Origin of the sequence: Lachnospira eligens, assembly GCF_009680455.1 — a bacterium.
GTDB lineage: Bacteria > Bacillota > Clostridia > Lachnospirales > Lachnospiraceae > Lachnospira > Lachnospira eligens_A.
This window is the reverse complement of sequence record NZ_WKRD01000002.1, coordinates 147,745-161,241: the sequence shown is the minus strand read 5'-3', so window position 1 is coordinate 161,241 and position 13,497 is coordinate 147,745. Positions and strand designations below refer to the sequence as shown.

General features: G+C 39.3%; 10 protein-coding genes and 1 riboswitch. All 10 genes read left to right on the top strand.

Going from position 1 to position 13,497, the window contains the following annotated elements; all coding sequences use genetic code 11:
• The first annotated feature begins 47 nt into the window (after positions 1 to 47).
• Positions 48 to 164, top strand: a riboswitch (TPP riboswitch).
• An 84-nt stretch (positions 165 to 248) separates the two neighbouring features.
• The 10 genes from thiC (at position 249) to GKE48_RS02625 (ending at position 13,494) form a co-directional block, all read left to right on the top strand.
• Positions 249 to 1,556 carry a phosphomethylpyrimidine synthase ThiC gene (gene thiC, locus GKE48_RS02670; protein WP_055215630.1) on the top strand — a complete coding sequence of 436 codons (1,308 nt, stop codon included), beginning with the start codon at positions 249 to 251 and terminating at the stop codon, positions 1,554 to 1,556.
• A gap of 152 nt (positions 1,557 to 1,708) precedes the next feature.
• Complete coding sequence (locus GKE48_RS02665; protein ID WP_154300390.1) at positions 1,709 to 4,483, top strand: DNA translocase FtsK; 2,775 nt, start codon at positions 1,709 to 1,711, stop codon at positions 4,481 to 4,483.
• Between the two features lie 38 nt (positions 4,484 to 4,521).
• The gene (locus GKE48_RS02660) at positions 4,522 to 6,015 is read left to right on the top strand and encodes a UDP-N-acetylmuramoyl-L-alanyl-D-glutamate--2,6-diaminopimelate ligase (RefSeq protein ID WP_154300389.1); all 1,494 of its coding nucleotides are present in this window, start codon (positions 4,522 to 4,524) and stop codon (positions 6,013 to 6,015) included.
• Positions 6,015 to 8,231, top strand: a complete 2,217-nt coding sequence (gene priA / locus GKE48_RS02655) for a replication restart helicase PriA (RefSeq protein WP_154300388.1) — start codon at positions 6,015 to 6,017, stop codon at positions 8,229 to 8,231. The genes GKE48_RS02660 and priA overlap by 1 nt, the downstream gene beginning before the upstream one ends.
• A 16-nt stretch (positions 8,232 to 8,247) precedes the next feature.
• Entirely contained in the window at positions 8,248 to 8,721 is a 474-nt protein-coding gene (def, locus tag GKE48_RS02650; RefSeq protein WP_055286140.1) for a peptide deformylase, read from the top strand.
• 20 nt (positions 8,722 to 8,741) lie between these two features.
• On the top strand, positions 8,742 to 9,689 hold the full coding sequence (gene fmt, locus GKE48_RS02645; protein ID WP_154300387.1) for a methionyl-tRNA formyltransferase: 948 nt from the start codon (positions 8,742 to 8,744) through the stop codon (positions 9,687 to 9,689).
• 12 nt (positions 9,690 to 9,701) lie between these two features.
• Entirely contained in the window at positions 9,702 to 10,442 is a 741-nt protein-coding gene (locus GKE48_RS02640; RefSeq protein WP_118264973.1) for a zinc metallopeptidase, read from the top strand.
• A complete protein-coding gene (gene rsmB, locus GKE48_RS02635) occupies positions 10,435 to 11,739 on the top strand; it encodes a 16S rRNA (cytosine(967)-C(5))-methyltransferase RsmB (RefSeq protein ID WP_195615915.1) in 1,305 nt (434 codons plus the stop codon). Before GKE48_RS02640 ends, rsmB begins: the two co-directional genes overlap by 8 nt.
• Positions 11,740 to 11,741: 2 nt before the next feature.
• Complete coding sequence (gene rlmN / locus GKE48_RS02630) at positions 11,742 to 12,794, top strand: dual-specificity RNA methyltransferase RlmN (protein WP_022097803.1); 1,053 nt, start codon at positions 11,742 to 11,744, stop codon at positions 12,792 to 12,794.
• Positions 12,772 to 13,494 (top strand): Stp1/IreP family PP2C-type Ser/Thr phosphatase, encoded by a 723-nt coding sequence (locus GKE48_RS02625; protein WP_022097804.1) that lies wholly within the window; start codon positions 12,772 to 12,774, stop codon positions 13,492 to 13,494. Before rlmN ends, GKE48_RS02625 begins: the two co-directional genes overlap by 23 nt.
• Positions 13,495 to 13,497: the final 3 nt, after the last annotated feature.

Here is a 13,497-nt window from a genome sequence, read left to right as displayed (position 1 = left end):
ATAAGAATGATTGACAAATACAACACATTTGTTATACTTATCACATATTATATTTGCAGGGGAGCATAAGGGCTGTGTAAGCAGTGGCTGCTGAGAGGGATTAAGTTCCGACCCATAACCTGATGTGGATAATGCCACCGTAGGGATTCTTAAAAGGGCTTTTTAGCTCTTCATTTGATTGTTTCAATATCGAATTTCCACAAGGCTTATGATTTTTCCTGTTAATTACCCAGAATGGAGGAATACATATGGAATACGCAACACAGATGGATGCTGCAAGAAAAGGCATTGTTACTAAAGAAATGGAAATTGTTGCAAAGAAAGAAAATATAGATGTCGAGAGTTTAAGACAGCTTATAGCTAAGGGACAGGTTATCATTCCTGCCAATAAGAATCATAAATGTCTTGACCCTAATGGTATCGGAAATAAGTTAAGAACTAAGATTAATGTTAATCTTGGAACTTCAAGAGACTGCGTGGATCTTGATATGGAGCTTGACAAGGTTAATAACGCTGTAAAGATGGGTGCGGAAGCTATCATGGATCTTTCTTCTTTCGGAGATACACAGAAGTTCAGAAGAAAGCTGACATCAGAATGTCCGGCAACAATTGGAACAGTTCCTATATATGATGCAGTTGTATATTATCATAAGGCACTTAAGGATATCACTGCACAGGAGTGGCTTGATGTTGTAGAAATGCATGCTAAAGACGGCGTTGATTTCATGACTATACACTGTGGTATCAACAAGGCTACAGCTAAGAAGTTCAGAGCAGATAAGAGACTTATGAATATTGTATCAAGAGGCGGTTCTATCATATATGCATGGATGGAGATGACAGGAAATGAGAATCCGTTCTTTGAATATTATGACAGAGTGCTTGAGATATGCCGAGAATATGATGTTACAATGAGTCTTGGAGATGCGTGCAGACCGGGATGTATTATGGATGCATCAGATATCTCACAGATTGAAGAACTTGTTACACTTGGCGAGCTTACAAGAAGAGCATGGGAGAAGGATGTCCAGGTTATGGTTGAAGGACCAGGACATATGCCTCTTAACCAGATTAAGGCTAATATGGAGATTCAGCAGACAATATGCAAGGGAGCACCTTTCTATGTATTAGGACCTCTTGTTACTGATATAGCTCCAGGATATGATCACATTACAGCAGCAATTGGTGGAGCTATCGCCGCTACTTACGGAGCTTCATTCCTGTGCTATGTAACACCTGCAGAACATTTAAGATTACCAGATCTTAATGATGTTAAGGAAGGAATTATTGCTTCTAAGATTGCAGCACATGCGGCTGATATTGCAAAGGGCGTACCGGGTGCAATGGACTGGGATTATAAGATGGACAAGGCAAGAAAGGTCCTTGACTGGGAAGCAATGTTTGACGTTGCGATTGACCCTGAGAAGGCAAGAGCTTACAGAGCTTCATCTAAGCCTGAGAAGGAAGATACATGTTCTATGTGTGGTAATTTCTGTGCAGTAAAGAATATGAACAAGATTATGGAAGGCGAGATTGTAAGTATATTTGATGAGTAATTAAATACATATGTATGACAGGCGGGATATGCACAGTTATGTGTGTATTCCGCTTTTTCTGTGTTTTGGAGAATGCACATTTATTTGCCTTGAGATTAGATAAATGGTATAATATCATGATGCGTGATGAATATATGAAGGAGTGAAGGTTTATGGCAAAAACAGCCAGCAATAATGGTAGAAAGAATACCAGTCAAAGCAGAAAAACTAATACTCAAGGGAAAAAGACGACTGCTCAGGGGAGAAAGAAACAGACTAAGAAAATTGTCCAGACACAGGCTGACCAGTTGAAGAATGATTGTATTATTCTTTTTTCAATTGCCTGTGCAATAATAATGGTATTGAGTAATTTTAATATTGCAGGAACATTGGGAAGAGGAATTAAATGGCTTATGTTTGGCTTATTTGGAGTTATGGAATACATATTTCCTGTAATTCTTGCAGTAAGCATAATCTTTCTTATGGTAAACAGAGAACTGCTTCGTGTCGCGAGAATTAAGACGGCAGCAGGATATGGATTGTTTGTTGTATTATGTGCAATGATTCAGTGTTTATATAATAAACCGGATATTGCAGATAATGGATTAGGAAGTATATTTACATATTGTGCTGATTATAAAGCCGGGGGCGGATTTTTTGGCGGATTGCTATGCAAGGTACTTAGCCCTATAGGTTCAATTGGAACATTCGTAATACTTATGATACTTGCAATAATATGTCTGGTTATAATTACGGAGAGGTCTTTTATATCCGGGCTTAAGAAGGTTGGAAACGGCAGCCAGCGCATTATGCAGGAAGCAAGAGAGGATTATTCAGCATACAAAGAACATTCAGCAGGCAGACAGAATGACATGTCTGATGATGAATACCGCAGGTTAAGGGAAGAAGAGCGTGCCAAGGCAAGGCTTAAGAAGATTGAAAAGAAAGAAAAGCAGCTTGCGGAAAAGAAAGCAAGAGAAGAATATCTTGCCAATGCACGTATGAATAATGTTGTCCGTGGAGTAACATCTGATACTCTTATAACAGGAACGGATGAAGAACTGGCACAGGATATTGATATACATGAAATTCATGTTGATACTGAACGTAATGACCAGTATACACAGGATATCTATGAGCCTGATGAAGATGCATTTGAGCTTGCTTATGATTGTGATAGTAATGCAGGTGCAGCAGGAAATGTGGCTGATGAGCCAGTGTATGCTGACTATGAGTCTCATATGCAGCAGATACAGCCAGATGATTATATGGTTGATGATGAAGTGGCCGGAAACATGCCAGAGGATAATACTGCATCATATGATAATGATTATGTATCAGATAATGATAATATATATGAAAATGATGTGACTAATGAAGAATACAGAGAAAATAGTGTGAACCAGAATAATGGGCAGCAGGGCAGTGAACAGTTAAGTGATGAGCAGAAGACTGAAGTACAGGTCAAGCCTGTGAATAAACCTAAGAAAGCATACAAGTTCCCACCGGTAAGCTTATTAAAGAGAAATCCAGGTGCAGCGTCTGGTGGAAAGTCTGAATACAGAGTAATTGCACAGAGATTACAGGAGACACTGCTTACTTTCGGTGTTAAAGTTACTATAACTGATATAAGCTGCGGACCTACAGTTACAAGATATGAGTTACAGCCGGAACAGGGTGTCAAGGTAAGCAAGATTGTTTCTTTATCAGATGATATCAAGCTTAATCTGGCAGCCGCCGACATAAGAATTGAAGCACCAATTCCGGGCAAGGCAGCTATAGGTATTGAAGTTCCTAATAAGGAAGCCGGAAGTGTATATTTCAGGGAACTGGTTGAGTCTAAAGAATTCAAGGAAAGCCAGTCAGCAATATCATTCGGAGTTGGTAAGGATATTGCAGGAAAGACTATTATTGCGGATATTGCGAAGATGCCGCATATGCTTATTGCCGGAGCAACAGGTTCAGGTAAATCAGTATGTATCAACACAATTATTATGAGTATTCTTTATAAGGCAAAGCCAGAAGATGTAAGACTTATAATGGTTGACCCTAAGGTTGTTGAGCTAAGTGTATATAATGGAATACCACATCTGTTATTACCGGTTGTAACGGATCCTAAGAAGGCTGCGGGGGCGCTTAACTGGGCTGTTAATGAGATGACAGACAGATATAAGAAGTTCGCGGCAATGCAGGTTCGTAATATAAAGGGATATAATGATGTTGTTGTCAAGAAGAATAAGGAGGGCATAGACCCTCCAATGGAGAAGCTTCCACAGATTGTCATTATTATAGATGAGCTTGCTGATCTTATGATGGTTGCACCGGGTGAGGTCGAAGATGCAATATGCCGTCTGGCTCAGCTTGCTAGAGCAGCCGGAATACATATGGTTATAGCAACGCAGAGACCTTCTGTTAATGTAGTAACAGGACTTATCAAGGCAAATATTCCGTCTAAGATAGCATTTGCAGTATCTTCGGGAATTGATTCAAGAGTTATCATTGATATGAATGGTGCTGAGAAGCTACTTGGAAAGGGAGATATGCTCTACTTCCCATCTAATCTTCCAAAGCCGCTGCGTGTTCAGGGCGCATTCGTATCTGATGAAGAGGTTGAAAATGTTGTATCTTTCCTTAAGGAGAATGCAGAGGAAGTATCTTATGATGAGAGTATTGCACAGGCTACTGTAAGTCAGGAGAGCATGCCTGGCAGCAGTAAAGGCGATGATGAGAGAGATTCACTTTTTGCTGATGCAGGAAGATTTGTTATTGAGAATGAAAAAGGCTCAATAGGAAGTCTGCAGAGACATTTTAAGATTGGCTTTAACAGGGCAGGACGAATTATGGACCAGCTTGCTGGTGCAAAGGTAGTAGGACCGGAGCTTGGAACTAAACCAAGAAAGGTTGAGATGACAATGGAAGAGTTTGAAACACTTCTAAAGCAGCAGTAATGTAAGTAATATATACTATAAAATAAGGAGACTAATGTATGAAGCTTTCAGAGATATTAAAAATATGTTCAGAAAATGAAACTGCAGATTTCAGGTACAGTGTTGTATGCGGCAGTACTGAGTCGCAAGTGACAGGAATTACATCTGATTCAAGAAAAATGCAGGATGGATATGCATTTGTATGCATTAAGGGTGCTGTGAGTGATGGACATAAATATATTGACCAGATTAAGGATAAGGCATCTGTAATTGTTGTTCTTGATGGCGAGTACGAAGCTAAGGATTGCAAGGCAGCAGTTGTTAGCACGGATAACACAAGGCTTGCGCTTGCACTTATGTCGGCAGCAATATATGGCAATCCTGATAAGAAGCTGTTTACAATAGGAATAACAGGAACTAAGGGAAAGACAACAACCACTTATATGGTTAAAAATGTGCTTGAGGCATGCGGTATTAAGACTGGACTTATTGGAACAATTGAGACTATTATCGGGGATAAAGCGATTCCGGCACATAATACAACACCTGAATCAATAGAGATTCACCAGTCATTTGCAAAGATGGTAGACGCTGGCTGTAAGGCAGTTGTTATGGAGGTGTCTTCGCAGGGACTTAAGCTTGACAGAACAGCAGGTATTATGTTCGATATAGGAGTGTTTACTAATCTTGAGCCCGACCATATCGGACCTAATGAGCATGAGTCATTTGAGGATTACCTTAACTGTAAGGCAAAGTTATTCAAGCAGTGCAAGGTTGGTATCGTTAATGCTGATGATAAGCATACCCAGGATATCCTTAGGGGAGCTATATGTAAGGTTGAAAGCTATGGTATCGGAGATAATGCTGATATTAAGGCTGAAAATATTGAACTTTTACATGAACCGGGTAAAATTGGTCTTACATATGACTGTACAGGACTTGTTAATATGAAGGTTGAACTTAATCTTCCGGGTAAGTTTTCTGTATACAATTCATTATGTGCAATAGCAATTACAAGGCATTTCGATGTTGACGAAGAGGCACTTAAGGAAACTCTTAAGCATGTTAGGGTTAAGGGAAGAATTGAGCTTGTAAAGGTTTCGGATGATTTTACATTAATGATAGATTATGCTCATAATGCAATGGCTTTAGAGAGTATACTTACAACTCTTAAGGAATATCACCCTCACAGACTTGTATGCCTGTTTGGATGTGGTGGTAACCGCTCCAAGGAAAGAAGATATGAGATGGGCGAGGTTTCAGGAAAACTTGCTGACCTTACTATTATCACATCAGATAATCCAAGATTTGAAGAGCCGGAGGCAATTATAGAAGATATCAAGACTGGAATTGTTAAGACTACCGGAAAGCATGTTGATATTACAGACAGAAAAGAAGCTATTAAGTATGCGATAGAACATGGCGAACCGGGTGATATTATTGTTCTTGCGGGTAAAGGTCATGAGGATTATCAGGAGATTAAGGGTGTGAAGTATCCTATGGATGAGAGGGTGCTTATCAAAGAAGTGCTTGAAGAATTGAAGGGTAATTAATGTACGCAGATGTAATAATAGACATTTCACATGAACAGCTTGATAAGACATTCCAGTATGCAGTTCCGGATGAATTGGTGGATGTAATTGAACTGGGAATGTCAGTTGATATTCCATTTGGAGCAGGAAACAGGCAGATAACAGGGTATGTTGTAGGCTTGGGAGACAAGGCGGCATATCCTGTTGAAAAGATAAAATATATTACAGGAATTACTGAGGGAAAGGTCACTGCAGTAAGCAGAATGTTAAAGCTTGCGGCGTGGCTGAAGCACAATTATGGTTGTACCATGAATCAGGCAATTAAGACGGTTATTCCTGTAAAGGATAAGGTTAAACAGAAGGAAAAACACTCGGTTAATCTTATTATTGACGTAGCACAGGCGCAGAAGTATCTTGATACATTTGCAAAGAAAAATGCAAAAGCAAGATACAGATTGTTAGAGGCACTGATTAAGGAACCTGTAATAGATGAAAGCATTATTAAATCCAAGCTTAATATCACGGCACAGACGGTCAAGGCGTTTGAAGATATGGGGATTGCCGAAGTCAGGTCAGAAGATATGTATAGGAATCCTGTAAGGAATGTTTTGGGAGAAAGAAAGCATATCGAACTTAACAAGCAGCAGAAAAACGCTGTGGATACAATAATAGCTGACTATGATAATGGTGATTATAAGACATATCTGCTTCATGGTGTTACAGGGAGCGGAAAGACTGAGGTGTATCTTGAGACAATTGAGCATGTCCTTAATCATGGAAGACAGGCAATTGTGCTTATACCGGAGATTGCACTTACATTTCAGACTGTGCAGAGGTTTTACCACAGATTCGGGGATAAGGTATCTATTATGAATTCCCGTATGTCAAAGGGAGAGCGGTATGACCAGTTTCTGCGGGCACAGAGAGGTGATATAAGTGTAATGATTGGACCGCGTTCGGCGTTGTTCACACCATTTTCAAATATAGGCCTTATAGTAATAGATGAAGAGCATGAAGGAGCTTATAAGTCAGAGACTGTTCCAAGATATCATGCAAGAGAGGTTGCATGCCATATTGCAAAGGAAGCAGGCGCTTCAGTGATACTTGGTTCTGCGACTCCTTCAATGGAAAGCTACTATGCGGCAATGAATGGACATATACAGCTTATTACACTTGACAGCCGGGCGGGAAGCGGAGGACTTCCAGCAGTTGATATTGTTGATCTGAGAGAAGAATTAAGGCTTGGAAACAGGACGATATTCAGCAACAGGTTAAGAGAACTGATGAGTGACAGACTTGCAAAGCATGAGCAGATAATGCTTTTCCTTAATAAGAGAGGCGTGGCTGGCTTTATATCATGCCGTTCATGCGGAAAGGTTATGAAATGCCCGCACTGTGATGTTTCACTTACGGAGCATGCTGATGGAAGGCTGATGTGTCATTACTGCGGATATACAACACCTAAGATAACTGTATGTCCTTCATGCGGTTCAAGATATGTTTCGGGCTTCAGGGCAGGAACAGAAGGTGTTGAAGCACAGGTTAAGAAAACATTTCCACAGGCAAGAGTGCTAAGAATGGATATGGACACTACAAGAGGCAAGGATGGACATGAAAAGATTCTGTCAGAATTCGCCAATGGTAATGCGGATATTCTTATTGGAACTCAGATGATTGTTAAAGGACATGATTTTCCAAATGTAACGCTTATGGGAGTGCTTGCGGCAGACATGTCACTTTATTCCAGTGATTACAGGGCTTCTGAGAGAACTTTCCAGCTTCTTACACAGGCGGCTGGAAGGGCAGGAAGAGCAGAAAAAAGCGGAAATGTAGTTATACAGACTTATACGCCGGAGCATTTTAGTATTGTTAGTGCGGCTAATCAGGATTATAATGCTTTCTATGAGCAGGAAATTGCTTACAGAAAGCTGTGTGGATATCCGCCGGCGGATAATCTTATGAAGATTATGTTATCTTCACCAGATGAGATGTTATTGACAAAGAGTGCAGCGTGGGTTAAAGCATTTGTGGATAACAACTGCAAGTATAAAGGACTTATGTGTATAGGTCCGGCAGATGCACCTATATATAAGATTAAAGATGTGTATAGTAAGATAATCTATGTAAAACATAAAGACAGGGAAGTTCTTAACAGTATACATGAAAAGCTTGATGTTAATATTGTTGGAAATCAGGCTTTTAAGAATATTAATGTACAATACGATATTAATGGATGATTGCGAGGAGGAATATATGGCAATAAGAAATATTAGAACACTTGGAGATGATATACTAAGAGCCAAGGCAAAAGAGATTACAGAGATGACACCAAGAATTGAAGAGCTTATTGATGATATGTTTGATACAATGTATGAAGCTAACGGTGTAGGTCTTGCAGCACCTCAGGTTGGAATCAGAAAGAGACTTGTTGTTATTGACTGTGGAGATGATCCTATTGTTCTTATCAATCCTGTTGTATTAGAGACAAGAGGAAGTCAGACAGGGCTTGAAGGATGCCTAAGTGTACCTGGAAAGACAGGTGAGGTTACAAGACCTAATTATGCCAAGGTTAAGGCTCTTAATGAGAATATGGAAGAGATTATAGTAGAAGGAGAGGAGCTTCTTGCAAGATGCCTTCTTCATGAGATTGACCATCTTGATGGTATAATGTATGTTGATAAAGTAGAAGGAGAACTTCTATCTACAGATGACATTGAAGAAGAATAATTAATGAAAAGGGGAACAGAATGCGAGTAGTATTTATGGGTACACCCGATTTTGCTGTAGGGACACTTAAAGCAATAATCGAAGCAGGACATGATGTGGTAGCAGTTGTTACACAGCCTGATAAGCCAAGGGGAAGAAGCAAATCACTTGTTTTCTCTCCAGTTAAGGAGGAAGCTGTGGCGCATGGAATCACAGTGTTACAGCCGGAGAGAGCAAGAGATGAAGCATTTGTAGAAGAATTAAGAACATATAATGCAGATGTAATTGTTGTCGTTGCATTTGGACAGTTACTGCCGGCAAGTATTATTAACATGCCAAGATACGGCTGTATCAATGTTCATGCATCACTTCTTCCTAAGTACAGAGGTGCATCGCCAATCCAGTGGGCAGTTATTGATGGCTGTGAGTATTCAGGTGTTACAACCATGAAGATGGATGAAGGCCTTGATACAGGAGATATCCTGATGGTTGAGAAGGTGAAGCTTGATGCTAAAGAGACGGGCGGAAGTCTTTTTGACAGATTAAGTGATGTCGGTGCGCATCTTTTGGTTAAGACACTTGAAGGACTTGAAGCTGGAACTATTACTCCTGTTAAGCAGGATGATTCAGAAAGCACTTATGTAAAAATGCTTCATAAGTCATTTGGTAAGATGGATTTCAATAAGAGTGCAGCTGAACTTGAAAGACTTATAAGAGGACTTAATCCATGGCCTAGTGCATTTACTTATATAGACGGTAAAATGTTAAAGATATGGGATGCAGATGTTGCAGATAATATCAGTGAAGTACAGACAGAAGAAGTTAAGCCGGGACAGGTTGTTACGGTAGGAAAGAACACATTTACAATAGCCTGTGGACAGGGGTATTTAGTTGTTAATGAGGTTCAGTTAGAAGGTAAGAAGAGAATGGACAGCGGTTCGTTCTTAAGAGGCAACCAGTTAGAAGCAGGTGTAATGTTAGGAGAATAAGCAGAATCTTAAATGGTTCAGAAAAGAGGTATTATGGTAGCTTTATATGGTTATTATGGATATGGATATTACTATGATCCAATGTACATTCTGATAATAATATCATGCGTTATTGCACTGATAGCACAGGTAAAGGTAAAAAGCACATTTAACAAGTATTCCAGGGTGTCATCTTCAAAAGGAATGACAGGCGCAATGGTCGCAGAGCAGCTTTTAAGAAGCCAGGGAATATACGATGTATCTATTCAGAGAGTATCAGGAAGCCTGACAGATAATTATAATCCAAGAAATAAGACACTTAACCTGTCAGATTCTGTTTATAATTCAACATCTGTTGCTGCTATCGGAGTTGCAGCCCATGAAACAGGACATGCAATACAGCATGCTTACGGATATGGTCCTTTAAGCTTCAGAACAGCACTTTTTCCGTTAGCCAGTGTCGGTTCGCAGGTATCATGGATACTTATTGTGCTTGGACTTATATTTGGCTCAACTAATATACTTATAGATATTGGTATTCTTATGTTCAGTCTGGCAGTACTTTTCCAGCTTGTAACATTACCGGTTGAGTTTAATGCTTCGGCAAGAGCATTACAGCTTCTTGAATCAGAAGGATTCCTATATGGAGATGAGAACAGACAGGCAAGAAAAGTGCTTTCAGCAGCAGCCATGACATATGTTGCGGCAGCAGCCACAGCAATTTTACAGCTTTTAAGACTGATTTATTTATTTGGAGGAAGACGCCGTGACTGATTCGGTGAATTTAAGGGCAGTTGTACTGGATATACTTATGGAAATCAATGAGAAGGGTGAATTTTCACACCTTCTCATTAATAATGCACTGACAAAGTACCAGTATCTTGATAAGAATAAGAGAGCATTTATAAGCAGATTATCACTAGGAACGATTGAGAACAGAATTGAACTTGACTATATAATAGACCAGTTTTCAAAGACTCCTGTAAGAAAGATGAAACCACTTATAAGAAATATATGTGAAATGTCTGTATACCAGATAATATATATGGATAATATTCCGGATTCAGCAGTGTGCAATGAGGCTGTAAAGCTGGCTACAAAACGTGGATTCACAGGACTTAAGGGCTTTGTGAACGGAGTCTTAAGAAACATTGCAAGAAATAAAGACAATATTACATATCCTGACAGGAATAAGGATATTGAACAGTACCTTTCTGTAAAATACTCAATGCCATTATGGATAGTTAAAATGTGGCATAGTCAGTTAGGTATTGATAAGACTGAGAAAATTCTTGCAGGCTTTAAGCAGGAAAAAAAGACTTATGTAAGATGTAATACAGCAAAGGCGCCGGTTGAAGAGATAAAGAGGATTCTTTCACAGGAAAATGTATCTGTGGCGGATGTTGAAGGTATACCATATGCTTTAGAGATTAAGGACTATGATTATATAGCCGGACTTAAGAGTTTCAGGGATGGTCTGTACCAGATACAGGATATAAGCTCCATGACAGCAGGATATATGACTGGATTTAAGGCTGGGGACACAGTAATTGATGTGTGCGCAGCACCAGGAGGCAAGAGTGTTAATGCTGCAATAAGTGTTGGCACTGATGGTAAAGTATATTCAAGGGATGTATCAGATTATAAGGCAGGACTTATTGAAGAAAATATATCAAGGCTAGGACTTAATAATATAGAAGTTCAGGTAAAAGATGCACTCGTAATGGATGAATCTATGAGAGAGAAGGCAGATGTTGTTATAGCAGACCTTCCATGCTCAGGACTCGGTGTTATGGGAAGAAAGCCTGATATCAGATATAATATAACAGAGGACAAGCTTGTTTCATTAAAAGAGCTTCAGCAGAGCATACTTTCTGTTGTACAGGCATATGTTAAGCAGGGTGGTATAATGATGTACAGTACATGTACAATTAATTCAGAAGAGAATGAAGCCAATGCTGACTGGTTATGTAAAGAATATGGCTTTAAGAAGATAGAATACAGACAGATTCTGCCGGGAAAGAATGGCGGAACAGATGGGTTCTTTGTTGCAAAACTTAGGAGAGAATAGACATGACAGATATTAAGTCACTTAATTATGACGAACTTGTAACATATATGGCTGGACTTGGTGAAAAGAAGTTCAGGGCTTCGCAGCTATATCAGTGGATGCATGAAAAGCTGGCAGACAGCTTTGATGAATGTACCAACCTTTCTAATGCATTAAGACAGAAGTTAAAGGAAACATCAGAATATGTATGCTTAGAGCCTGTCAGGGTACAGCATTCAAAGCTTGACGGAACAGAAAAATATCTGTTCAGATTATCGGATGGTAATTATGTTGAAAGTGTACTCATGAAATATCATCATGGTAATTCAGTATGTATATCTTCACAGGTTGGATGCCGTATGGGATGCCGTTTCTGTGCATCTACACTTAACGGCAAAGTCAGGGATTTAAGACCATCTGAAATGCTTGACCAGATATACAGAATACAGAAGATTACAGGGGAGCGAGTAAGCAATGTTGTAGTTATGGGTTCTGGAGAGCCAATGGATAACTATGATAATCTTATTAAGTTTATAGAACTTCTCAATGATGAGAGGGGGCTTAATATAAGCCAGCGAAATATTACTGTATCATCATGTGGAATAGTACCTAAGTTAAAGGAACTTGCTGACCTTAAGTTACAGATTACACTTGCTATTTCACTTCATGCGCCTAATGATGAACTAAGAAAAACAATGATGCCTATAGCTAATAAGTATTCAATTGAGGAGATAATGGATGTATGCAGGTATTACATAGAATGTACAGGCAGAAGAATCTCATTTGAATACAGTCTTGTTAAAGGTGTCAATGATTCAATGGAATGTGCAAAGCAGCTGATTGAACTTGTTAAGGGCATGAACTGCCATATTAATCTTATACCTGTTAATCCTATCAAGGAGCGTGATTATAAGCAGACTGGTAAGGATGAAGTGTACGCATTTAAAAATAAACTTGAAAAGAACGGAATAAATGTTACAATTAGAAGGGAAATGGGCAGAGATATTGATGGTGCCTGTGGACAGTTAAGGAATAAGTATATGGAGGATGTTGATGAAAGCAACGGCGATTACTGATATAGGCAAGACGCGTGCCGTTAATCAGGATTATATATATACATCTGTTGACAGGGTTGGATGCCTGCCTAATCTGTTTATTGTAGCAGATGGAATGGGCGGTCATAAAGCTGGTGATACAGCTTCACGTTTTACAGTTGAAACTATTAAAACTCTTATTGAACAGTCACAGGGAAAAGATGCGATATCCATTATTAATGATTCGGTTAAGATGGTTAATGGTCTGCTTTTACAGAAGGCATCTGAATCAGAGGATTACTATGGTATGGGAACAACGCTTGTTATCGCAACCATATTTGATAATGTATTAAGAGTTGCTAATGTAGGAGACAGCAGATTATATGTAATAGATGACAATGATATAACTCAGATAACAAGAGATCATTCACTTGTTGAAGAGATGGTTCTTGCAGGAAAGTTAAGTAAAAGCGAGGCAAGAACACATGCCAGAAAGAATGTCATAACAAGGGCAATCGGAGGAGAGGAACAAGTCGAACCAGAGATGTTTTCAATTGATCTTAAAGAAAACAGTAAGGTTCTTATGTGTTCTGATGGTCTTACTAATATGCTTGAAGATGCAGAGATATTAAGCATTGTAAGGAACAATTCCGATATAGAAGATGCAGCGAGAATGCTTATTGACAGAGCGAATGAGAATGGCGGTAAGGATAATATTTCAGTTATAATTGTAGAACTGTAAGTG